General features: G+C 63.9%; 22 protein-coding genes and 1 pseudogene. 11 read left to right on the top strand and 12 right to left on the bottom strand.

The genetic code is table 11. The features are described from left to right. Positions 1 to 188 precede the first annotated feature (188 nt). Positions 189 to 3,173: an excinuclease ABC subunit UvrA gene (gene uvrA, locus K359_RS0130215; protein WP_029082658.1), complete on the top strand. Its 2,985-nt coding sequence runs from the start codon at positions 189 to 191 to the stop codon at positions 3,171 to 3,173. Positions 3,174 to 3,223: 50 nt separating this feature from the next. Further along, positions 3,224 to 3,859 (top strand): tol-pal system YbgF family protein, encoded by a 636-nt coding sequence (locus K359_RS0130220; RefSeq protein ID WP_029082659.1) that lies wholly within the window; start codon positions 3,224 to 3,226, stop codon positions 3,857 to 3,859. A gap of 120 nt (positions 3,860 to 3,979) precedes the next feature. Here the strand turns inward: K359_RS0130220 and K359_RS0130225 are convergent, their stop codons facing one another. The 5 genes and pseudogenes from K359_RS0130225 to K359_RS66265 form a co-directional block, all read right to left on the bottom strand. Continuing rightward, the gene (locus K359_RS0130225; protein ID WP_029082660.1) at positions 3,980 to 4,303 is read right to left on the bottom strand and encodes a PRC-barrel domain-containing protein; all 324 of its coding nucleotides are present in this window, start codon (positions 4,301 to 4,303) and stop codon (positions 3,980 to 3,982) included. A 345-nt stretch (positions 4,304 to 4,648) separates the two neighbouring features. After that, a complete protein-coding gene (locus K359_RS0130230; protein ID WP_029082661.1) occupies positions 4,649 to 5,584 on the bottom strand; it encodes a cytochrome D1 domain-containing protein in 936 nt (311 codons plus the stop codon). A gap of 2 nt (positions 5,585 to 5,586) precedes the next feature. Further along, a complete protein-coding gene (locus K359_RS0130235) occupies positions 5,587 to 6,126 on the bottom strand; it encodes an SRPBCC family protein (RefSeq protein ID WP_029082662.1) in 540 nt (179 codons plus the stop codon). A 145-nt stretch (positions 6,127 to 6,271) separates the two neighbouring features. After that, positions 6,272 to 6,775: an AAA family ATPase gene (locus tag K359_RS0130240; RefSeq protein ID WP_371261202.1), complete on the bottom strand. Its 504-nt coding sequence runs from the start codon at positions 6,773 to 6,775 to the stop codon at positions 6,272 to 6,274. Between the two features lie 39 nt (positions 6,776 to 6,814). Continuing rightward, positions 6,815 to 6,916, bottom strand: a pseudogene (locus K359_RS66265) (AAA family ATPase); the annotation flags it as partial. A gap of 522 nt (positions 6,917 to 7,438) precedes the next feature. Between K359_RS66265 and K359_RS0130245 the strand changes: the two are divergent. Next, entirely contained in the window at positions 7,439 to 7,690 is a 252-nt protein-coding gene (locus K359_RS0130245; RefSeq protein WP_029082664.1) for a hypothetical protein, read from the top strand. Positions 7,691 to 8,371: 681 nt separating this feature from the next. Here K359_RS0130245 and K359_RS0130250 read toward each other — a convergent pair. The 4 genes from K359_RS0130250 to K359_RS0130265 form a co-directional block, all read right to left on the bottom strand. Continuing rightward, the gene (locus tag K359_RS0130250; protein ID WP_029082665.1) at positions 8,372 to 9,247 is read right to left on the bottom strand and encodes a PCC domain-containing protein; all 876 of its coding nucleotides are present in this window, start codon (positions 9,245 to 9,247) and stop codon (positions 8,372 to 8,374) included. Between the two features lie 4 nt (positions 9,248 to 9,251). Then, positions 9,252 to 10,892, bottom strand: coding sequence for an acyl-CoA synthetase (locus K359_RS0130255; protein ID WP_051346494.1), 1,641 nt, complete (start codon positions 10,890 to 10,892; stop codon positions 9,252 to 9,254). A 205-nt stretch (positions 10,893 to 11,097) separates the two neighbouring features. Continuing rightward, complete coding sequence (locus tag K359_RS0130260; RefSeq protein WP_029082667.1) at positions 11,098 to 11,499, bottom strand: SPW repeat protein; 402 nt, start codon at positions 11,497 to 11,499, stop codon at positions 11,098 to 11,100. A gap of 174 nt (positions 11,500 to 11,673) precedes the next feature. Further along, positions 11,674 to 12,618, bottom strand: coding sequence for a tetratricopeptide repeat protein (locus tag K359_RS0130265; protein WP_029082668.1), 945 nt, complete (start codon positions 12,616 to 12,618; stop codon positions 11,674 to 11,676). A 100-nt stretch (positions 12,619 to 12,718) separates the two neighbouring features. Between K359_RS0130265 and K359_RS0130270 the strand changes: the two genes are divergently transcribed. Beyond that, positions 12,719 to 12,991, top strand: a complete 273-nt coding sequence (locus K359_RS0130270) for a GNAT family N-acetyltransferase (protein WP_029082669.1) — start codon at positions 12,719 to 12,721, stop codon at positions 12,989 to 12,991. 11 nt (positions 12,992 to 13,002) lie between these two features. Here K359_RS0130270 and K359_RS0130275 read toward each other — a convergent pair whose 3' ends face one another. Both K359_RS0130275 and K359_RS0130280 read right to left on the bottom strand, forming a co-directional pair. Beyond that, positions 13,003 to 13,794, bottom strand: coding sequence for a fumarylacetoacetate hydrolase family protein (locus K359_RS0130275; protein ID WP_029082670.1), 792 nt, complete (start codon positions 13,792 to 13,794; stop codon positions 13,003 to 13,005). Between the two features lie 102 nt (positions 13,795 to 13,896). Then, complete coding sequence (locus tag K359_RS0130280) at positions 13,897 to 14,304, bottom strand: DUF3597 domain-containing protein (RefSeq protein ID WP_029082671.1); 408 nt, start codon at positions 14,302 to 14,304, stop codon at positions 13,897 to 13,899. A gap of 289 nt (positions 14,305 to 14,593) precedes the next feature. Between K359_RS0130280 and K359_RS0130285 the strand changes: the two genes are divergently transcribed. The 3 genes from K359_RS0130285 (at position 14,594) to K359_RS0130295 (ending at position 16,545) form a co-directional block, all read left to right on the top strand. Then, complete coding sequence (locus tag K359_RS0130285) at positions 14,594 to 15,499, top strand: DUF2189 domain-containing protein (RefSeq protein ID WP_029082672.1); 906 nt, start codon at positions 14,594 to 14,596, stop codon at positions 15,497 to 15,499. Continuing rightward, entirely contained in the window at positions 15,500 to 15,622 is a 123-nt protein-coding gene (locus K359_RS65870) for a hypothetical protein (protein ID WP_256375180.1), read from the top strand. 107 nt (positions 15,623 to 15,729) lie between these two features. Beyond that, the gene (locus tag K359_RS0130295) at positions 15,730 to 16,545 is read left to right on the top strand and encodes a lytic transglycosylase domain-containing protein (RefSeq protein WP_029082673.1); all 816 of its coding nucleotides are present in this window, start codon (positions 15,730 to 15,732) and stop codon (positions 16,543 to 16,545) included. Between the two features lie 164 nt (positions 16,546 to 16,709). Here K359_RS0130295 and K359_RS0130300 read toward each other — a convergent pair whose 3' ends face one another. Beyond that, complete coding sequence (locus K359_RS0130300) at positions 16,710 to 16,994, bottom strand: hypothetical protein (protein ID WP_029082674.1); 285 nt, start codon at positions 16,992 to 16,994, stop codon at positions 16,710 to 16,712. A gap of 724 nt (positions 16,995 to 17,718) precedes the next feature. On the opposite strand from K359_RS0130300, the gene K359_RS59240 reads away from it, so the two are divergent. The 4 genes from K359_RS59240 to K359_RS0130320 all read left to right on the top strand — a co-directional run bounded on the left by K359_RS59240 (position 17,719) and on the right by K359_RS0130320 (position 20,983). Continuing rightward, complete coding sequence (locus K359_RS59240) at positions 17,719 to 17,871, top strand: DUF1127 domain-containing protein (protein WP_016846063.1); 153 nt, start codon at positions 17,719 to 17,721, stop codon at positions 17,869 to 17,871. A gap of 110 nt (positions 17,872 to 17,981) precedes the next feature. Continuing rightward, entirely contained in the window at positions 17,982 to 19,415 is a 1,434-nt protein-coding gene (gene trmFO, locus K359_RS0130310; RefSeq protein WP_029082675.1) for a methylenetetrahydrofolate--tRNA-(uracil(54)-C(5))-methyltransferase (FADH(2)-oxidizing) TrmFO, read from the top strand. Between the two features lie 5 nt (positions 19,416 to 19,420). Further along, positions 19,421 to 20,524, top strand: a complete 1,104-nt coding sequence (locus tag K359_RS0130315) for a serine/threonine protein kinase (RefSeq protein ID WP_029082676.1) — start codon at positions 19,421 to 19,423, stop codon at positions 20,522 to 20,524. Between the two features lie 174 nt (positions 20,525 to 20,698). Then, complete coding sequence (locus tag K359_RS0130320) at positions 20,699 to 20,983, top strand: DUF1488 family protein (RefSeq protein WP_029082677.1); 285 nt, start codon at positions 20,699 to 20,701, stop codon at positions 20,981 to 20,983. The last annotated feature ends 25 nt before the right edge of the window (positions 20,984 to 21,008 follow it).

Consider the following 21,008-nt stretch of genomic DNA (forward strand, 5'->3'; position numbering starts at 1 on the left):
TGCCGGAACCAGCCCTGCTGACGGCTGCTGCCATCGGGCAAACTATCCGTTGATGGAGACGACTCAGCACTGGAAATCTGCCGCCGTTCTTCCTACGTTCCAGTCTTCTCACCCATCGGCGCAAGGTCCCGGCAGCACCGGCGATGCGCGCCCAAAAGGCGCCCGATCATGCGCCCGGAATTGTCGCAATGGATGAAGTGCTCAAGGCGAAGCGCCAACAGAACGCCGGCTCCTCATCGCGCGCCATCACGATCCGCGGCGCGCGCGAACACAATCTGAAGAACATCGACGTCGAGATTCCGCGCGACAGACTGGTGGTGTTCACCGGCCTGTCCGGCTCCGGCAAGTCGTCGCTCGCATTCGACACCATCTATGCCGAAGGCCAGCGACGCTACGTCGAGTCGCTGTCGGCCTATGCGCGGCAATTCCTTGAGATGATGCAGAAGCCCGACGTCGACCAGATCGACGGCCTGTCTCCTGCGATCTCGATCGAGCAGAAGACCACGTCGAAGAACCCGCGCTCCACGGTCGGCACCGTCACCGAGATCTACGACTACATGCGCCTGTTGTGGGCGCGCGTCGGCGTGCCCTATTCGCCAGCCACGGGGCTGCCGATCGAAAGCCAGATCGTCTCGCAGATGGTCGACCGCGTGCTGGCGCTGCCGGAAGGCACCCGCCTCTATCTGCTGGCGCCGGTCGTGCGCGGCCGCAAGGGCGAGTACAGGAAGGAGCTCGCCGAGTACCTCAAGAAGGGTTTTCAGCGCGTCAAGATCGACGGCACCTTCTACGAGCTGTCGGAGGCGCCGGCGCTCGACAAGAAATTCCCGCACGATATCGACGTCGTGGTCGACCGCATCGTGGTGCGCCCCGACCTTTCGCAGCGCCTCGCGGAGAGCTTCGAGACAGCACTGAAGCTCGCCGAGGGCCTCGCCGTGATCGAATATGCCGACGCGCCGGCGGCCGCGCAGGACGAGAAGAAAGAGGACAGGAAGAAGACCGCAAAGATCCACGACAAGAGCGGCCCCGAACGCATCCTGTTCTCGGAAAAATTCGCCTGTCCGGTTTCGGGCTTCACGATCCCCGAGATCGAACCCAGACTCTTTTCCTTCAACAACCCCTATGGCGCGTGTCCTGCCTGCGGCGGCCTTGGCGTCGAGCAGCATATCGACGAGGACCTCGTCATCCCCGACAAGGAGCTGACCTTGCGCAAGGGCGCGATCGCGCCCTGGGCGAAATCCTCCTCGCCCTATTACATCCAGACCCTGACCGCGCTCGGCAAGCACTACAAGTTCACGCTCGACACCAAGTGGAAGGACCTGCCCAAGAAGGTGCAGGCCGCGCTGCTGCATGGCTCCGGCGACGACGAGATCAAGTTCTCCTATGAGGACGGCGTCCGCTCCTACGACACCAAGAAGCCGTTCGAGGGCGTCATCACCAACATCAACCGCCGCTACCGCGAGACCGAGAGCGAGTGGGCGCGCGAGGAGCTTGGCAAATATTTCTCCGACGTGCCCTGCGCCGGCTGCAACGGCTATCGGCTGAAGCCCGAGGCGCTGTGCGTCAAGATCGGCGGCAAGCATATCGGCGAGATCTCGGAGCTCTCGGTCAGGCGCGCCGGCGAATGGTTCGAGACGGTGCCGGCGGCACTGAACGCGCAGCAGAACGAAATCGCCGCGCGTATTCTCAAGGAGATCCGCGAGCGCCTGACCTTCCTGCTCGACGTCGGCCTGAATTACCTGACGCTGTCGCGCTCCTCCGGCACGCTGTCGGGCGGCGAGAGCCAGCGCATCCGCCTGGCGTCGCAGATCGGTTCGGGGCTGACAGGCGTGCTCTATGTGCTGGACGAACCCTCGATCGGCCTGCACCAGCGCGACAATGCCCGGCTGCTCGACACGTTGAAGCGGCTCCGCGACCTCGGCAACACCGTGATCGTGGTCGAGCATGACGAGGACGCCATTCGGCTTGCCGACTACGTGCTCGACATCGGCCCCGGCGCCGGCATGCATGGCGGCCACATCGTGGCCGAAGGCACGCCCGACCAGATCATGCGCAACCCGAAATCGCTGACGGGCAAATATCTGACCGGCGAGCTGTCGGTTGCGATCCCGGACCGGCGGCCGCCGAACCACCGCCGCACCATCAAGGTGATCAACGCCCGCGGCAACAATCTGAAGAACGTCTCGGCCGAAATCCCGCTCGGCCTGTTCACCTGCGTCACCGGCGTCTCCGGCGGCGGCAAGTCGACATTGCTGATCGATACGCTGTACCGCGCGATCGCCCGCAAGCTGAACAACGCCAGCGAAGGCGCCGCACCGCACGACCGCATCGAGGGCCTCGAGCACATCGACAAGATCATCGACATCGACCAGTCGCCGATCGGCCGCACGCCGCGTTCGAACCCCGCGACCTATACCGGCGCCTTCACGCCGATCCGCGAATGGTTCGCCGGCCTGCCGGAGGCGAAGGCGCGCGGCTACGAGCCCGGGCGCTTCTCCTTCAACGTCAAGGGCGGCCGCTGCGAAGCCTGCCAGGGCGACGGCGTCATCAAGATCGAGATGCACTTCCTGCCCGACGTCTACGTCACCTGCGACACCTGCAAGGGCAAGCGCTACAACCGCGAGACGCTGGAGGTGCTGTTCAAGGGCAAGAGCATCGCCGACGTGCTCGACATGACGGTCGAGGAAGCCGCCGAATTCTTCAAGGCGGTGCCGCGGGTGCGCGAGACCTTCCAGACCCTGCACCGCGTCGGCCTCGACTACATCCATGTCGGCCAGCAGGCCACCACGCTCTCAGGCGGCGAAGCCCAGCGCGTCAAACTGGCGAAGGAGCTGTCAAAGCGCGCCACCGGCCGCACGCTCTACATCCTGGACGAGCCGACGACGGGCCTGCACTTCCACGACGTGGCAAAACTGCTCGAGGTGCTGCACGAGCTGGTCGCCCAAGGCAACACGGTGGTGGTGATCGAGCACAATCTCGAGGTCATCAAGACCGCCGACTGGGTGATCGACCTCGGCCCCGAAGGCGGCGACGGCGGCGGCGAGATCGTCGCCTGGGGCCCGCCCGAGGACATCGTCAAGGCGCCGCGCAGCTACACCGGCAAATTCCTGGCGCCGGTGCTGAAGAAGGCCAACAGCAAGCCGAGGAAGAGCAGCGCGAGCGAGGCGGCGGAGTAGATTGGGATCCCTGATGTCCCAAGGCGTCAAAACACTTCTGGCTTGGTCTTATGGGTGTTGACTGGTTCCGAAGGCAATCTTGGTCGCAAGAAGATCAGACCGAATTTTGGCACCGCTTGCGCAAAGCGCGAGAACAAAATCGGCCGCAGTATGTCTTTATCCAAGGCTTCACGCTATTGGAGACAGGTCCTCAATACTACGCCAGCGCGATAAAGCATTTCGACTACGTGATCGATCGTTACTCAGATTCGATCAGATTCGTACAAGCGCTCTCCGCAAAAGCCGACTGTCTTGCCGCGTCGGGGGACATTGAGGGCGCCCTCGCGTACTATGAACGCGCGATCCAGACGATGCGCATCAAGCCAAATAATCAGACATGGGCATGGCTTGATTTTGTGTGGATCGTCGCGACAAACGAACTCTCGAACTACTACGAGACGGCCCTCGCGATACTTGATGAGTTCGGAAGTCAACCACCATTGTTTCCAGTTACTGCGTTCCGCTTCTACGGCAGCCGCGCCCTCATTCAGAGTGCTTGCGGACTGACCGACTCGGCCAGGAACGCCGCACGCACGGCTCTTGCTGCCGCGGACAAAGAGGTATCCGGACTGCGGTATCATCCGAAGCTCGGCGTCATAGGGTCAAGTTACCGCGACATCAGGGAACGACTTGCCGCGATCGTATAGCAAGCAAGTAGCCCGGATGAGCGAAGCGATATCCGGGGACCTGCTGTCAACGATGACAGCTGATCCCGCATGTCGCTTCGCTCATGCGGGCTACGACGTTCGGACAACCTCAGCTTCTCGCTACACCGCCCAGTAATTCGGGTGCGTGTAGCGGTCGCCCCAGTCGAACGCGTCGCCGTCCAACTCGGACGGCCCTGTGCGCAGGTCCTCCAGCGTCACCTCGGCCTCGAAGGCCTGCCGCTCGGGATCAAATCGCAGCGCGGTCCATCTGACGGGAAAGTGGTGGTGGGTACTCAGCACGCCGCCGGTCTTGATCACGGCGTAGGCCACTGTTCCGCTCACCTTGTCGAGCATCAGCCGCTCGATCGATCCGAGCTTCGTGCCGTCGCGTCCGAACACGCAGACATGCTCGACGCGGTCGCTGGGCACCAAGGTATGATGCATGGCATCCTCCCTGTCTTCCCTTGTTCGGCCGAGATTATAGCATTGGCGCTCACCGGGCGTGCAGAGATCGTGTCTACCGCGGTGCGGCAAACCCGCCCTGTATCGCGTGTGGCATCAAGGAGCGTTGCGCCGGTGTTCCCACATCCGTCATGGCCGGGCATAGCCGTCCGAAGGACGGCGTCGCTTCCGCTCGCCTACGTCCCGGCCATCCACGTCTTACTTGCTGCAGAAGCCAAGACGTGGATGCCCGGGACAAGCCCGGGCATGACGCGTGTTGGGTGAATTGGCCAAACGGCTGGCACCGAATTCGCAGCGCTATCGGTACATTACTCCGCCAGCACCGCCCTACTCCGTCCTTCTGAGAAACGCCCCAAACGCCCTTGGCCCGTCGCCGACCTTGATCTCGCCCACGACCTTCAGCTCGGCGGCATCGATCACGCTGAGCGTGTTGCTCTCCCAGTTCGCGACCACGATCCGCTTGCCGTCCGCCGTCGCCTCGATGCCTTCGGGGTAATCGCCGACATTGATCCGCTTCAACGGCTGCAAGGTCGCGAGGTCGAACACGCTGACCTTGCCGTCATACTGGTCGGTGACGAAACCGCGGCCCTGCGCCAGCGCCACGGCATAGGGGCGCAGGCCGACATGGACGCGGCCGATTTCACGCGCGGTGGCGATGTCGATCACGGAGACGTCGTTGGAGCCGACATTGGCGGTATAGGCACGCTTGCCCTCGGCATCGATGGTGACGCCGAACGGACGGGTGCCGACCTTCACGATCCCTCTCCGCTCCCGCGTCGAGGTATCGATAACAGACACGCTGTCGTCGTCGCGGTCCGCCGAGAGCAGCAAGCGCCTGTCCGGCGTCACCGCGAGCCCAGACGGCGATGCGCCGACCGCGATGCTGGCGACGACCCGCTGTTCCCTGGCATCGATCACCCGTACCGCGGCGGCGTACCAGTTGGCGACATAGACCGTTGCCCCGTCGGGCGCGACCGCGATGCCGAGCGGCCCGCCGCCGACATCGACCCGGCCGACCACCTTGCGCGCTGACGCGTCGACCACGGTCAGCGCCTTGGCGTCGGGGCACGTCACATAGGCGAAGCGGCCGTCATTGCTGACGGCGACGCCGGCCGGCTTGCCGCCGATCGCGATGGTCGCGACCGGTTTCGACGTCGCGAGATCGACCACCGTGAGATCGTCGCTGAGCTGGTTGGTGACGAACGCCTCCTCGGCATGGGCTGCGCCGAGGCCAAGCAGCGCCGCGACAACGATCGCCCGCATGCTCAGCTGCCGCTCTCGATCTTCTTCTTCAACGCCTCAAGGCCGGTGCGGTAGAGCCCGCTCACCGCCTTCACCGCGGCTTCGTCGCTCAGTTCCGGCGGCGGGTCGTTGTTCGGAAAGCCGCGGTAAAACGCGCCGGTCCATTCCAGCTTCGTCTTGCCGCCGGGCGCCGGCGACAGCGACAGCGTCGAGGAATAATTGGTGACCGGCAGCACCTTCACGTCGACCGCCGTGATCCGGTACGAATAGCTCATCATCTCGGGCTCGTATTTGTAGAGCTCCTCGTCGACGGTGGCGCCGGGCGAAAGCGTCAGCCGCCGCGTGGCGCCGATCTCGTTGCCCTTCTCGCCCTCGGTTTTGCTGACGCCGGGAAGCCAGCTCATGTCCTGGAAATTGCCGATCACCGCCCACACCTTGGCCTGCGGCGCGTCGATCTCGATGGATTCCCGCACCTTCTGCCGGGTCGGCCCGTGGGCCCAGGCGGCCCCTAGCACGGCCAACGCCGCCACCACGACGCCAACCTTCGCGATCGCTCTCCTCATGTCGTCTCCCTGATCTGTCGGTCTGCCGCCAAGCGCGTGCCGAAGCTTATGGGTCGAGGTTTAGACCGGATCGGGGACCGCCTGCTAGCACCAGAGCGAAGTCGCGGGCTCCTTCTTCCCCGGGAGGCAAGCCTGCCTGTCACCCTCACTCGGCGATCGCCGCGTCGACGAACCCCTTCGGGTCGTCGCAGAATTCGCGCATGACCTTGTAGTGATCCGTGTCCTTCAGGTTCACCGGCTCGAGCCCGTACTTGGTGAGCCGCAACAGCGTGGCGTTCGGATAGGCCATCAGGACCGGCGAATGCGTGGCCATGATCACCTGGCAGTGGCCGGTGCCGTTCATCCGGTGCAGCAGCTTGAGGAATTCGATCTGGCGCGACGGCGACAGCGCGGATTCCGGCTCGTCGAAGATGAAGATGCCTTGCCGCTGGCAACGCTCCTCGAAGAAGCGCAGAAAGCCCTCGCCATGCGAATGCGATAGAAAGTCGGCATAGGGACTGGCGACGGAGTCGAGATATCTGGCGACCGAGAAGAAGCTCTCGGCGCGGAAGAACCAGCCTTTGGTGATTTTCGGCAGCCAGCTCGCGCGGAGCGCGGTCGCAAGCGAGCCGCCCATCTTCTCGACCGCGTTGCCGTGATCGACCGGCATGTAGCCCTTGCCGCCGCCGGCGTCGTCATAGCCGGCCAGCACGGCGATCCCCTCGAGCAGCGTCGACTTGCCGGTGCCGTTCTCGCCGACGATGATGGTAATAGCCTTGTCGAAGCTCAGCTCGAAATCGTCGCGCAGCAGCGGCAGCACGAACGGGTAGGCCTTGCGGTTGGGAATACGCGCGGGGTCGAGCCAGACCCGCCGCAGGTATGGCGCGGGCATGTTGATCAGGCGGTTTCGTCCTCTGGCCATTCGTCCTGCCTCCCAGCGCTCAGCGGCCGCGCCAACCAAGGTCTCAGATGGCCAAGGCACCGTCAAGAACGTAACGGGAACGATATGGTGGCAGACACGCGCCGGGCGCGGAACCCCGGCCATATTTTGGCCATAGCCCATTTCTTAAAGGCCTGAGCGGGCCATGTTCCCGCCTCGCGAGCGTCGCCGGACCGATGCGGTCCCTTCGCTACCAATCGCAGATTATCGCTGCGCCCCTCCCCACACCAAGGATCCTCTACCAACAACAAGAAGGACTTTGTAATGCGTAAACTTCTGACTGCGGTTGCCGTGCTTTCGGCCCTTGCTTCTTCTGCCGCCGAAGCCCGCGGCCATCACCGTCATCGGCATCATGCACATTCCGGCCGCCCAGCCGCGTGGTGCGGATGGTTCATGCGCACCCAGGTCGGTAGCGATCCGGGTCCACAGTTCAATCTGGCACGATCCTGGGCGCGATACGGCAGCAATGCGGGTGGCCCTTCGGTCGGCACGATCGTGGTTTGGCGTCACCACGTCGGCAAGATCGTGGGCCAGCAGAACGGTCAGTGGATCATACAGAGCGGCAACGACGGCCATGCCGTGCGCACGCGGCCGCGCTCAATTGCCGGCGCGATTGCGTTTCGAAACGCATACGCTTCGTTCTAAGGGAACCACGGTCGCATTGCCCGCCGGTATACGAACCGTTCATAACAGCTGCCTACGCTGAGCGCGGGCTTCGCCCTGAGGCCCTCAGACGGGCGTCGTCGCCTGAGTTGACCAGGCGGCGCTTGCCCCGTGGCCTCTCCGATCAAGTTGCGCGCGCGGTGGTGGCAGCCTGAGAAGCCGTAATATGCCTGGACGTCGTGATCGCGGCGAATGTAACGGCCAAGCCAAATACAATTGAAAAAACGATCAAAGCAAAACGTGGCGTCATCGACGAGCCTCCTACCGCAGGACGCCCCCCTTTCTCGCAATTCTAGTCGGCCGCGGGCTTACGTTTCAAGCGCGCTACGGCGCGCAAGTGGGTTACGCCGTTTGCGACTTTCGTTGCAGATAGCCGGATTGAAATCAGCCAGCGCTTCGAACTCCCCGCGGTTCGGAAGCGAAACCATATCCCCACGCCATTCCAATAGACCTCGCTTCCGAAGCAACGTTCTACTCGCAGACCGCGCAACAAATTCGATGTCGTCCCGGCCTAGTGCGCAATTGCGCACGGGAGCCGGGACCCATAACCGAATGACTATTGTTGCGCGACGCTGGAAGGACGAGTCCCTCTCCAACAACTGCTGCGGAGTATGGGTCCCGGCCTTCGCCGGGACGACCGTGGGGAGAAAGCTCACCCCACCCCTACGGCCGCTCCGTCTCTTCCAGCACCTCGAGCGCCAGCTCCATCGTCATCAGCACCGGATTGTCGCCGCGCACCAGGTGTCCCTCGGCGATGCCGCCTAGATAGTCGACCAGCGCGATGTCAAGCTCGGCGTGCAGCCGGCCATCCGCATCAGGCGCGATCTCGCCTGCGGTCAGCGCAAGCTCGGTCGCGAACGGCACCACGCTGTGGCCGTCGGTGAAGATGGCGCCGATGGTCGAGCCGACACCGCCATGCACCCGCGCGCGCAAAATGCCGTGCTGGCGGCAAAAGCCCTCCAGCGCGCAGGCAAAATCCTGGTTCGGCCGCAGCCGCAACGCGTAGGCATGGCGCGTCGCCTTCGCCCCGCGCGGCTCGGTTGCGACCGGACCGAACAGCTTGAAATTGGTCTCGCTGTCGGGCTCCGCCAGAAACGTCGCGCCGTCGATCCCGAACGCATTCACCTCGAACGGCTCGGCGACGATGGTCTCCTCCGGCAGCATGTGGCCACCGTTGCAACGGCCGTCGGCCTCGGTCCACAATCCGTGGCAGTGAAAGAACGGCGCGCCGTCACGTTCGCCAAAGGTCAGCGCCGCGAGCTTGAGCCGCGTCACGCCGTCGGGACGGAACGTGTCGCTGTAGAACGCAGCGTTGACGCCGTCCTTCGACAGCGCCGGCATCACATAGGCGAACGGGCCGAGCGCGCCGGCCTTCGCGCTCAGCACGCCGCCGGCAAATCCTTCCGCCGCAAAGCCGCGGCGCACGGCCTCGAGCAAGGGAATGCCGGCTTCCAGCACGAATGAAAAGGCGCGGCCGCGCGCGGCGACCCACTGGATGCGCTCGGGGATGGGAGCGCCGGGCTGGGCGATGCTGCGCATCGCCTCAAGCGCCCGTCGATTTGGCAATCACCTCGAGCAACCCGCGCGCCTCGAGCTCGTCGCGGATCAGTCGCTTCGGCACCTTGCCATAACCGGACTTCGGCAGCGCCTCCCAGAAGAAGAAGCGCTTCGGCATCTTGTAGCGCGGCACTTTTGGCGCGAGATAGGCGGCAAGCTCGGCCTCCGCGACCGCCTCGGTCCCCTCGCGCGCGACACAGACGGCGACGCCGACCTCGCCCCAGAACGGATCGGGCACGCCGAGCACCGCGACCTCGCCGACCGCGGGATGCGTCAGCAGCTTCTCCTCGATCTCGCGCGGATAGATGTTGGAGCCGCCGGAGATGTACATGTCCGAGGCGCGGCCGGTGATGTAGACAAAGCCCTCCTCGTCGATGTGGCCGAGATCGCCGGTGCGGAACCAGCCGTCGCGAAACGCCTTCGCGTTGGCCTCGGGGTTGTCGTAATAGCCGGCGAACACGCCGGGGCCGATCACGCAGATCTCGCCGGTCTCGTGCGGCTTTAGCTCGCTTCCGTCGTCGCCCTGGATCGATACCTGCATGCCGGTGCGCTCGAAGCCGCAGGTGCCGATCCGCGCATGCGGCCCGTCCTCGGGATCATGCAGGCCCGGCGGCAGCACGGTGATATTGCCGGTGACCTCGCCGAGCCCGAAATACTGCACCAGCACGCCGCCGAACTTGCTCAGCGCCGCCTTCTGGTCCTCGCGATACATCGGCGCGCCGGCATAGATGATGTAGCGCAGCGAGGAATGATCATGCTGGTCGGCAGCGGGATGCTCGACCATCATTTTCAGGATGGTCGGCACCGTGAACATGTTGCTGACACGGTGCTTGGCGATCAGGCGGAACGCCTCCGCGATGTCGAACTTCTCCGACGGCAGCAGGATGGTCGGCACGCCGCGCGCGGTCTGCACCAGCTGATGCACGCCAGCGCCATGCGACAGCGGTGCCACCACCAGCGAGGCGTCGTCTTCGGTGGTGCCGGGCATCAGGTCGGCGAGATGGTTGGTGATCACGAAGGCCATCTGGCCATGGGTCAAGACCGCGGCCTTGGAGCGGCCGGTGGTGCCGGAGGTGAAGAAGAACCAGCAGGGGTCGTCGTACTCGACCGCGACGTTCTCAACCGCAGCGCCGGCGTGTTTGGCGATGACGTCGCCGAGCGTCGCCTCGCCGAACGTGCCCTCCTCACCGATCCGCCAGACGAATTCGAGCGCGGGATTGGTGGCCGCCTTGGCGTGCTCGGGGAAATCGCTGTGGCACAGAAACGCCTGGGCGCCCGAGGCTGCTGCCAGATAGGCGACCTCGTCCGGCATCAGGCGGAAATTGGTCGGCACCCAGACCGCGCCGAGCCGGAAGGCCGCGAACATCGACCAGAACATCTCGTCGCAGTTCCTGGAATGCACCAGGATACGGTCGCCCTTGACGATGCCGCGCGCGGCGAGCGCCGCCGCCAGCGCCGAGACGTTCTGGTCGATATGGCGCCACGACCAGGCCTTCTCGTTCCAGATGAAGCCGGGCCGATCGCCGTGGCGGCGGGCGTTCTGGGTCAGGATGTAGGCCAGGTTCATCACCCGGCGCGACACCCGCGCGATCCCGCCGCGCGGCGCGGTCGAAGCCTCCCCGCTCATTGCTGCCCCGTCGACACGCACAACAGACTGGGCAGGATCAGGACGGTCATCGGGTATTTCCTCGGTCAGAACCGGGCGTCTTCAAGCGCCGCAAGGGGATGGTGCTGTCCGGTTTATCGCCAAGCCGCAGCCTTCGGCAAGGCCCGACCGCCGCAGCGCCATGATACCGCGGCGGCGGTCAATCCGTTGGTCTTGGGCCGGACCGCTACTGCGGATGCCTGGCCAGTTCCTGCTCGCTCAGGTTCCAGTCCTGCCAGAGCTGCAACGCGCCGATCACGGCGACCAGCGCGCCGAGCAGGATGTGCCAGAACTGCAGCGCCTGGTCTTCGGAGTAGCCAAAGACCAACGGCGATATCATCAGCCAGAGGCCGAGCAGGATGCTCGCCACCTCCTCCCAGCGATGCAGTGCGACATATTCGAGCTGGGAGACGCCCAGTACCAGCATGCCGACCATGAAGCTGTTGAGGACGAGATGGCTGCGCTCGATATCGACGGCGCCGCTCACCTGCATCGGAAACCAGGGCGAGACCATGATCAGCACGCCGAGCAGCATGCCGACCCAATCCTCCCAGGGGCGATGTGTGTTGAAGAAACGATTGTTCGACATGACCAACCTCCTTGCGACAAGGGGCATACGTCAGCGGCCACTCCATATCAGTCGACCATCCGGCCGCTTCAGGGGCGTATGTCTGATATCAAACCTAATCGAACCGTATCGGCCCGCAAGGCCCTGGCGGGCTGTGTGCGACGCCGCAGAAGCGCCGGCCGACCGCGTCGAACCTCACCGCGCCGCGCCGAGGCGCTCCAGCGCCTCCTGGGCGGTCTTGAGATCCGGGCGCAGTTCGAGCGCCTTGCGGAAATCGGCCGCGGCCCCCTTCTTGTCGCCAAGCTGCATCTTGCCCAGCCCGCGGTTGCTCCAGGAATAGGCGTCATTCGGATCGTATTGCAGCGCCTTGTCGTAATCGGCGATTCCGCCCTTGATGTCGTCCTGATAGAGGCGGATCAGGCCGCGGTTGCGCCAGCCGCGCGCGTCCGTCGGCGCGATCCGCGCGGCCTCGCCATAGTCGGCCGCGGCGCGGTCGAGCTGATTGATGTCGCGATAGACGTTGCCACGGTTGATATAGGCGAGCACGTTGGGCTCGAGCTTGATCTCGGCGGTGTAGTCGGCGATCGCATGCGCCGCATCGCGCTTGCGGAAATAGGCAAAGCCCCGATTGCCATAGGCGGTCGCGAGCTGCGGATTGTATTTGATGGTGAGGCTGAAATCGGCCAGCGCACGGTCGAGATCGCCCTTGGTAGCCCAGGCGTCGCCGCGATTATTGTAGGCCAGCGCGAAGGTCGGATCGATACGGATCGCCTCGTCGTAGTCGGCCAGCGCATGATCGAGATCGCGCTTGAAGGCGTAGACGCGGCCGCGATTGGAATAGGCGCAGGCGTAGGCAGGATCGAGCTTGATCGCCTCGTTGAGGTCGGCGAGCGCGGCGTCGAGCTCGCGCTTCTCGGTCAGGCCGTGGCCGCGGTTGCAATAGGCCCCGGCCAGCCGCTTGCCGGTCTCGGTCTTGCCGTCGATTACGGCGTTGCAGGCCGTCACACGGTCGCTAGGTGCCGTCGTCAGGCCGACGCAGGCCTGCCAGTTCGGATCGTCGCCGGCGGCGGCTTGCGGAGGATTTGGCAGTGTCAGGGCGGCGCCGAGCAATGCCGCGGTCAGGCAGGCCAAAATGCGCATATCGTCAATCCACAAATGCCAATTTGCGGGTTGGTCGCGGCTTTGCACCGGTGGGTTCACGCGCTTAGATCAGGGCCTGTGAATCAACCGGGATTTTGCGATGGCTGCCGTCCGCGACAACAAGGCCGAGAGGCGCTTCGAACTCGACACCGAGGGTGGTCTCGCCTTTGCGAACTACCGGCAGACGCCCTCGGCCGTGATCATCACCCACACCGAGACGCCCCGCGCCCTGCGCGGCCGCGGCATCGCATCGGAGCTGGTCAAGGGAGCGCTGGAGCTGATCCGCGCCGACGGCCACAAGGTGATCGCCGGCTGCAGCTTCGTGGTGGACTATCTCAGCAAGCATCCGGAATATGCGGATCTCGCGGGCTAGCGCCTTGTCCGTCAGACGATCTTGATCGACATGTCCGGCAAGCCCTCGAGCTTGCAAAGCAGCACGTCGCCCTTGACGACCGGGCCGACATTCTCCGGCGTGCCGGAATAGATGATGTCGCCGGCCTTCAGCTCGAACGCCTCGGACAGCTTTGCGATCTGCTCGGCTACGCTCCAGATCATGTTCTTCAGATCGGAGCTCTGCCGCACCGTACCGTTGATCGCGAGCGAGATCGCGCCTTGCGTGAAGTGGCCGGTCTTATCAGCCGGATGGATCGGCCCGAGCACCGCCGCGTGGTCAAAGCTCTTGCCGATCTCCCACGGCTTCTTCTCCGCGGCCATGCCGTTCTGCAGATCGCGCCGCGTCATGTCGAGCCCGAGCGCGTAGCCATAGACGTGATCGAGCGCCCTGTCGGCTTGGATGTTAGTGCCGCCGGATTTCAGCGCCGCGACCAGCTCGACCTCGTGGTGGTAGTTCTTGGTCAGCGAGGGATAGGGATGATCGGCGACGGTACCAACGGCGACATTCTGGATCGCGTCGGTCGGCTTCTGGAAGAAGAACGGCGGCTCGCGGGTCGGGTCGGAGCCGCGCTCGATCGCGTGCGCCGCATAGTTGCGGCCGATGCAGTAGATGCGGCGGACCTGGAACACCTCGGCCTCGCCGACGATCGGGATCGTCACCGCCGGGACCGGAAATATCGCCTTCGGTCCGGCCTGCGCATGGGCCGGCGCGGATTGCGCGGCGGCGCCTGCCAGTGCGAAGGCGCCGGTCGCAAGCATGGTCCGGCGGTCGAGATCAGTCATGAGCGTTCTCCTTGTTGTTGGCCGATCTATAGATGTTCGCCGCCGCATAAAAAAGGGCCCGCGCTGGCGCTGGCCCTGGCCGTGCGCGGGATGATGATCCCGTCAGTGCTTGATGTCCGGAGGCAGCTTGCCGCCATTGGCGGCGAGCTTGCCCATCACCTGCTTGTGCAGCCAGATGTTCATGCTGGCGGAATCGCTGGTGTCGCCGGAATAGCCGAGCTCCTTGGCGAGCTCCTTGCGGGCCGACAGGCTGGAATCGATGTCGAGCGCCTTCATCAGGTCGACGATCGAGGTCCGCCACTCGAGCTTCTCGCCCTTCGCGGCGACCGCCTTGTCGAGGATCGGGGCGACGTCAACGGACTGGGCGGGCGCCGCACCGGCGGGCACTGCGGCGGGAGACGGCGACGTGCTGCCGGATCCACCGGCGGGAGCTGTGGTGGTGCCGCCGGCGGGCGCAGCACTCGCGCTGCTGCCGAAGATCGCGCCCATGATTTTTCCGAAAATGCTCATCGTTCGCTCCCAAGAGAGTTGAGATGTGAAGGCCAGACGGCGCTGGGACGCCTGACCGAGGTCGCCGACAAAGTGTATCGCCCCCACCATAGCCTGCCAATGCGACATTTCACTTAAGCGTGAGTGCTTTTGGCGCGGTTTGGGAGTAGCCTCAATGCACAGTTCGCGACACGGCCAGTTCCCTGCTTTGTCTTTCGCGTCTGGCTTGATCGTGATCGTTTCGAGAGCCGGTACGTTTGTGCTCGCGCGCCGGGCGCAAAATGCGACCGTCCAGAGGGAGACAACGACCATGGCCAGTCAATACCAAGGCAATGTCACATCGATGACGCAGAGCGGCGCCGCATCTGCGCCTGTCATCCGCACCATCGGCCTGTCCGATTTGCATCATGCGCTGCGTCTCGGCTGGGAAGACTTCAAGGCGGTGCCAAGCCACGCCATCATCCTTTGTCTGATCTATCCGGTGCTCGGCCTCGTGCTGGCGCGCGCCGTGCACGGTTATTCCGTGTTGCCCCTGCTGTTTCCGCTGGCCGCGGGCTTTGCCCTGCTCGGCCCGTTTGCCGCGATCGGTCTTTACGAGATGAGCCGCCGCCGCGAGGATGGCGGGGAAGCATCCGCATGGGATGCCCTGGAGGTATTCCGGTCGCCGTCATTCGGCGCGATGCTCGGGGTCGGAACGCTGCTGTTCGCGCTGTTCGTGACCTGGATCGCGACCGCCCAGGCGATCTACACGGCGGTGTTCGGCTATGAGACCGCCGCCAACATTCCCGATTTTGCCGCGCGCGTGCTGACCACCCCGCAAGGCTGGTGGCTGATCGTGGTCGGCTGCAGTGTCGGCTTCCTGTTCGCGCTCGTGGCGCTGTGCATCAGCGTGGTCGCCTTCCCCATGATGCTGGACCGCCAGGCAACCGCCGGCGAAGCGATGGTGACGTCGATGCGCGCCGTGGCACAGAACCCGGTGCCGATGGCCGCCTGGGGCCTGATCGTCGCGGTGCTGCTGCTGCTCGGCTCGATCCCGTTCTTCCTCGGGCTTGCCGTCGTGATCCCGCTGCTTGGTCACGCCACCTGGCATCTCTATCGCGAGGTCATCGTCAAGGATCCGAATGCGCGGCCGGTGATTCCCGAGCCCCGCGAGCGCAAGCCGGCCGCGGACTTCCCCGCCAACCTGTTCCCGTGGCGGCGCAGCGATCGCGGGTAAGTGCTGGCCGAACGTGAACTCGTGAACGTCAAAGCAACCGTCGGCCGATGCTTGGCCGGCGGTTTTGTTGTCCTGACCGTCAAATGGGGTGAGATTGGCGTGGCAATTGCCAGTGCCATCTGAGATAGATCGATCGATCAAGAGCCTTGTTTTGGCCGCTGTTGCCGCGAACATACCGCCGGATTCCGCGACCAATCGATAACATCGCAGACTCCGGAGTGAATTGCCTGATGACCTCTCACCTTTCCCTTCGCACGCTCGCCATCGGGGCGTGGCTCGTGACCTCGACGGCGTCCGCGCTCGCCGCCCCGTGTGGCACGGGCACGTTCGAGTCCTGGCTCGACGATTTCAAGAAGGAGGCTGCGGCGAAGGGCATTTCGCAGAACGCGATCCAGGCCGGGCTGAATGGCGTCACGCAGGACAAGGCGATCCTGGCGCGCGACCATTCGCAGCAGGTGTTCAGCCAGACGTTCGAGCAGTTCTCCGGCCGCATGGTGCCGCCGCGCCTCAACCGCGGCTCCGACATGATGAAGCGCTACGGCTCGGTGTTGTCGCGAATCGAGGAGGCCTATGGCGTGCCGGGTGAAATCCTGGTCGCGATCTGGGGGCTGGAGACCGATTTCGGCGTCAACACCGGCAAGTTTGCGACCATGCGTTCGCTGGCGACGCTCGCCTATGATTGCCGCCGCTCCGACATGTTCAAGGCCGAGCTGATGGATGCGTTGCGCATCGTCGAGCGCGGCGACCTTGCGCCGCAGGAGATGCGCGGCGCCTGGGCCGGCGAGCTCGGCCAGACCCAATTCATGCCGTCGTCCTACATCAAGTTCGCGGTCGACTTCGACGGCAACGGCAAGCGCGATCTCCTGCGCAACGTGCCCGACGTGCTGGCGTCGACGGCGAACTTCCTGAAGAGCCATGGCTGGAAGCAGGGCAAGGGCTGGGAGCCCGGCAGCGAGAATTTTGCGGTGATCCAGCAGTGGAACAAGAGCGAGATTTACGCTCGGACGATCGGCTACTTCGCGACCCAACTCGCCAAGGCGCCATAGCGCTTTGGAGTTCGTACCGGCTTGCGTAGCGGCGAGCCAGGAACGACAGCCAAGACGAGAAGCCCGAACTTCGGCGCTGGTTCGATCAGCGCTGATGCTGCACGGATGAATCAAAAAGGGCCGATCGCCCCAGGCAATCGGCCCTTATCGCCATGATCAAAAGCTTACTTCGCCATGCTGGCTTCTGCAGCCTTGCTGAGGTGCGCGCCGCAAGCGCCCCACTTGTTGTTCAGCATCGCGTCCTGGGCGAGCGAGACTTCCTTCTCCGCCGCGAATTTGACCTCGTTGTCGGCCATAGCTTCGACAGCGGCTTCGGTCTTGCCGAGGTTGTCACCGCTGCAGCCGAGGCCCGCATGATGATGATGTGCGGCCTGAGCGGGAGCGACGGCGTAAGCAACGGCAGCTACGGTGGCTGCTGCGATCAATGTCTTGATCATGAGATGTTCCATCTTTTGTTCTTGAACAGAAACCAGCGTGATTGCGGAATCTGCAGAACGATTTATCGCTGTTCCCAGCAGCGTTCAGAATGAACTTCGTGCGATCCAAATGTGATGAGCGTTGCGCGCGGATCGCGCATGCGTTGCATAGTGTTTTGATTACATGTCCGTAAGGAAGCGCCGCCGCATTAGCTTTGCTGCAGCTGTTCACTTCAACCGAAGTGCGCTTCCGATAATCAGCAAATCGATCTGCGCGATCGAAAGCCAAATATGAGGTAGACACAGGATCGAACTACCTCTCGGGTCAATGCGACCGATTGACGCTGCAATCATTCAGCACCATCGAGATGATACAATGAACTAATGATCATTCTTATGTCACGATTCTGCATGCGAATCACGCATGGAACACATCGAAGTGATCCGTCTCTAATGGGTGCGCCAGAAGTTGATTGAACGGTCCTTAATTACCACGTAAGCAAAGTCTTTAGACACGCTGAAATTCTATTAACCTACTGATCTCAGGAATATTTCTCCGGGAGATGCAGATTCCTTGGAACGTCCGTCCGGAGAGCGGCCCGCGATACCCGGAACGGTTAATCGAAGCTTACCTCCGCCATGCGTTTTGAGCCTAGCTGCATCGCACCATTGCAACTACCGCGCTGCACCATATCATCTATATTCACTTCAACGGTGAGGCGTTGAAAAGCTGAATCGGAACTACTAGGAGACTACCATGTTGCTCTCGCTCATCCGCATGATCCAGGCTTTCCGGGATTATCAGCGCAATGTCAGCGAACTGTCCCAGCTCAGCGATCGCGAACTGGCCGATATCGGCCTCGACCGCTCGGACATTCCGCGCGTTGCCGCCGGTACCTACAACGGCTAATCGGCCGCAAGCCATCTGATGAACGGATAACGCCCGCTCCTGCAGCGGGCGTTATCGTTTTTGGCGCGGTTTCAGATGCATATGGAATCAAAACGCGCTAACGCTGCGCGATGACACCGCATCAATCCTCTTCCCAACCCGTGCACATCGTGGGCGCGGGGCTCGCCGGCTCGGAAGCCGCCTGGCAGGTCGCCAATGCCGGCATCCGCGCCGTCCTGCATGAAATGCGCCCGCACCGGATGACCGAGGCGCACCGGACCGAAGGCTGCGCCGAACTGGTCTGTTCGAACTCCTTCCGCTCCGACGATGCCGCCAACAACGCAGTCGGGCTGCTGCACGCCGAGATGCGGCGGCTGGGCTCGCTGATCATGCGCTCGGCCGATACCAACCAGGTGCCCGCCGGCGGCGCGCTGGCGGTCGACCGCGACGGCTTTTCCGCCGCCGTCACCAAGGCGCTGAACGAACATCCGCTGATCGAGATCAGCCGCGAGGAAGTCGCCGGCCTGCCGCCGGCCGACTGGAGCAACGTCATCGTCGCCACCGGTCCCCTCACCTCGGCGCCGCTCGCCGACGCCATCAGGCAGCTGACCGACGAGAGCGCGCTCGCGTTCTTCGATGCGATCGCGCCGATCGTGCACAGGGATTCCATCGACATGTCGGTGGCCTGGTTTCAGTCGCGCTACGACAAGGTCGGCCCCGGCGGCACCGGCGCCGACTACATCAACTGCCCGATGACCAAGGAGCAGTATGACGCCTTCGTCGCGGCGCTGCTCGATGGCGAGAAGGTCGACTTCAAGGATTGGGAGACCAACACGCCCTATTTCGACGGCTGCCTGCCGGTCGAGGTGATGGCCGAACGCGGTCACGAAACGCTGCGCCACGGGCCGATGAAACCGGTTGGATTGACCAATCCGCACAATCCGACGGTCAAGCCCTATGCGATCGTCCAGCTGCGGCAGGACAACAAGCTCGGCACGCTCTACAACATCGTCGGCTTCCAGACCAAGCTGAAGCACGGCGCGCAGCAGCGTGTGTTCCGCACCATCCCGGGCCTCGAGCAGGCGGAATTCGCCCGCCTCGGCGGCCTGCATCGCAACACCTTCCTCAATTCGCCAAAGCTGCTCGACGGGCAATTGCGGCTGCGCGCGCAGCCGCGGCTGCGCTTCGCCGGGCAGATGACGGGCTGCGAGGGCTATGTCGAGTCGGCCAGCGTCGGCCTGATTGCCGGGCTCTGCGCCGCCGCCGACACGCGCGGCGCCGCGCTGACGCCGCCGCCGGCCACGACCGCACTCGGCGCGTTGCTCGGCCACATCACCGGCGGCCATATCGAAACCATCGAATCCGGCCCGCGCTCGTTCCAGCCGATGAACATCAATTTCGGTCTGTTCCCGCCGCTGGCCAGTCCTCCGACCAAGAAACCGGACGGCTCGCGACTGCGCGGCAACGAGAAGACGGTCGCCAAGAAGCAAGCGATCAGCGCGCGGGCGCTCGTCGACCTCGACCATTGGATCGCAGAGCACCTGCGTATTGCAGCGGCGGCCTGACCATCATGAGCTTGCCGAAAGACGACGACGCGACCCTGTCGGCGCGATGGCGCCAGGGTGTCCTGCTCAAGCGCGATGTGTTCTCGACCGTCGAGCGCGGCCGCTTCCGCGCCGACGACGGCGAGGTCGACGGCGTGCTGCGCCGGCTCGACCATGTGCCGTTCTGGTCGTTCGCTGTCGCGCTGCATCTGTTTTCGCGCGAGCGCCGCGCGCTGACGCTGGCGCGCGACCTCGATGTCGGCCCCAAATTGCTGTGGGCCGGCAAGCGCGCGCTGGTGCGCGGCTTCATCGACGGCGCGGCGCTGCATCTGGCGAAGCCGCACGGCGACGTCGCCTATTTCCGCTCGGCCAAGGCGGCGTTGCGCAAGCTGCATCGCGCCGGCATCTGCCACAACGACCTCGCCAAGGAGCAGAACTGGCTGGTCGGCCGCGACGGCCGCGCCTACCTCACCGACTTCCAGCTCGCCGCCTGCTTCAAGAGCCGAAGCCGGCTGTTCCGCATCGCGGCCTATGAGGATCTGCGGCATCTCTTGAAGCACAAGCGCAGCTACGCGCCGGAGGCGTTGACGCCGAAGGAGCGCAAGGTGCTCGCCAAGAAGTCGGCGGTCGCCAGCATCTGGCTCAGGACCGGCAAGAAGGTCTATCAGGCTGTGACCCGCGGCATCTTCAATTTCACCGACCGCGAGGGCGGCGGCCGGCGGCTGGTCAACGACGCCCCGGTGCTGGTCGATCTGATCCGCAGGAATCCGGATGTGCGCGACACCGCGATCGTTGCCTTTGCCGACCGGCGCGTCGGCGTCGGACTCTATGCGTTCGTCGAGGCCGACCAGTCCGCGCTGGAGAGGACGCTGCGCAGCGAGCTTGCTGCAGCCAAGGGCGTCAAGCCGCCCGAGCACATCCAGATCGTGCATGCGCTGCCGCGCGATGCGGCCGGCAAGCCGCGCACCGAAATCCTGCAGCTCGTCGCCATGAACCAGATCGACCTGATCGAGCCGATGATGCGCAGCGACGCCGATCGCGAGTTCCTCAAGGACATCCTCGAGCAACGCAAGAATCTGCGCGATCGCTTCAATTTTGAAGTGGCCGAGATGGATCGGCCGGCGCGTTAAAGCATGATCCGGAAAAGTGCGAAGCGGTTTTCCGAAAAGATCATGCTCAAACAACAAGCTAAAGCGCGACGACGATCCAACCCGATCTCATCGCGCTTTAGCGCGCGCACTCTCGACAAACGCAGCGCGAAACGCCAATCTTGCGAAGGCTAGCGCGCTCAAGGGACAAGCTTAATGCCACTCACCCGTGGCCGTATCGGGGGATACAATTCCGAACGCCTGGCGTTCGGATTCACCATGATGCACGGCGATCAGGAAATTGAATGCCAGATCAGCGATGCCGCAATGGACGAGCTGGCGGGCACGCGCGGAACACCGAGCCTGGCCCGGCAGGCGCAATTCGTTGCGCTGCGCGACGCCATCGAGATGATCGCATCCGACATCTTTGACAGCGGTCCGGTGGTCAAGGGCGCGACGATCCGGATATTCACCAAGCACATCTCGAAAGAGCGGAGTTGAGCATCATCTCCACGCAAACGTTTCG

The sequence above is a fragment of the Bradyrhizobium sp. th-b2 genome, assembly GCF_000426785.1.
Taxonomy (GTDB): Bacteria; Pseudomonadota; Alphaproteobacteria; order Rhizobiales; family Xanthobacteraceae; genus Bradyrhizobium; species Bradyrhizobium septentrionale.

What these genes read in the sequence shown, in the direction of transcription:
- K359_RS0130280 (WP_029082671.1), bottom strand. Translation starts at nt 14,304, where the DNA reads ATGAGCATTTTCGGAAAAATCATGGGCGCGATCTTCGGCAGCAGCGCG.
- K359_RS0130235 (WP_029082662.1), bottom strand. Translation starts at nt 6,126, where the DNA reads ATGAGGAGAGCGATCGCGAAGGTTGGCGTCGTGGTGGCGGCGTTGGCC.
- K359_RS0130295 (WP_029082673.1), top strand. Translation starts at nt 15,730, where the DNA reads ATGACCTCTCACCTTTCCCTTCGCACGCTCGCCATCGGGGCGTGGCTC.
- K359_RS0130270 (WP_029082669.1), top strand. Translation starts at nt 12,719, where the DNA reads ATGGCTGCCGTCCGCGACAACAAGGCCGAGAGGCGCTTCGAACTCGAC.
- K359_RS0130255 (WP_051346494.1), bottom strand. Translation starts at nt 10,892, where the DNA reads ATGAGCGGGGAGGCTTCGACCGCGCCGCGCGGCGGGATCGCGCGGGTG.
- K359_RS0130260 (WP_029082667.1), bottom strand. Translation starts at nt 11,499, where the DNA reads ATGTCGAACAATCGTTTCTTCAACACACATCGCCCCTGGGAGGATTGG.
- K359_RS0130275 (WP_029082670.1), bottom strand. Translation starts at nt 13,794, where the DNA reads ATGACTGATCTCGACCGCCGGACCATGCTTGCGACCGGCGCCTTCGCA.
- uvrA (WP_029082658.1), top strand. Translation starts at nt 189, where the DNA reads ATGGATGAAGTGCTCAAGGCGAAGCGCCAACAGAACGCCGGCTCCTCA.
- K359_RS0130240 (WP_371261202.1), bottom strand. Translation starts at nt 6,775, where the DNA reads ATGCCGGTCGATCACGGCAACGCGGTCGAGAAGATGGGCGGCTCGCTT.
- K359_RS0130230 (WP_029082661.1), bottom strand. Translation starts at nt 5,584, where the DNA reads ATGCGGGCGATCGTTGTCGCGGCGCTGCTTGGCCTCGGCGCAGCCCAT.
- K359_RS0130265 (WP_029082668.1), bottom strand. Translation starts at nt 12,618, where the DNA reads ATGCGCATTTTGGCCTGCCTGACCGCGGCATTGCTCGGCGCCGCCCTG.
- K359_RS0130245 (WP_029082664.1), top strand. Translation starts at nt 7,439, where the DNA reads ATGCGCACCCAGGTCGGTAGCGATCCGGGTCCACAGTTCAATCTGGCA.
- K359_RS0130250 (WP_029082665.1), bottom strand. Translation starts at nt 9,247, where the DNA reads ATGCGCAGCATCGCCCAGCCCGGCGCTCCCATCCCCGAGCGCATCCAG.
- K359_RS0130320 (WP_029082677.1), top strand. Translation starts at nt 20,699, where the DNA reads ATGCCACTCACCCGTGGCCGTATCGGGGGATACAATTCCGAACGCCTG.
- K359_RS0130315 (WP_029082676.1), top strand. Translation starts at nt 19,421, where the DNA reads ATGAGCTTGCCGAAAGACGACGACGCGACCCTGTCGGCGCGATGGCGC.
- K359_RS0130285 (WP_029082672.1), top strand. Translation starts at nt 14,594, where the DNA reads ATGGCCAGTCAATACCAAGGCAATGTCACATCGATGACGCAGAGCGGC.
- K359_RS0130225 (WP_029082660.1), bottom strand. Translation starts at nt 4,303, where the DNA reads ATGCATCATACCTTGGTGCCCAGCGACCGCGTCGAGCATGTCTGCGTG.
- K359_RS59240 (WP_016846063.1), top strand. Translation starts at nt 17,719, where the DNA reads ATGTTGCTCTCGCTCATCCGCATGATCCAGGCTTTCCGGGATTATCAG.
- K359_RS0130300 (WP_029082674.1), bottom strand. Translation starts at nt 16,994, where the DNA reads ATGGAACATCTCATGATCAAGACATTGATCGCAGCAGCCACCGTAGCT.
- trmFO (WP_029082675.1), top strand. Translation starts at nt 17,982, where the DNA reads ATGACACCGCATCAATCCTCTTCCCAACCCGTGCACATCGTGGGCGCG.
- K359_RS0130220 (WP_029082659.1), top strand. Translation starts at nt 3,224, where the DNA reads ATGGGTGTTGACTGGTTCCGAAGGCAATCTTGGTCGCAAGAAGATCAG.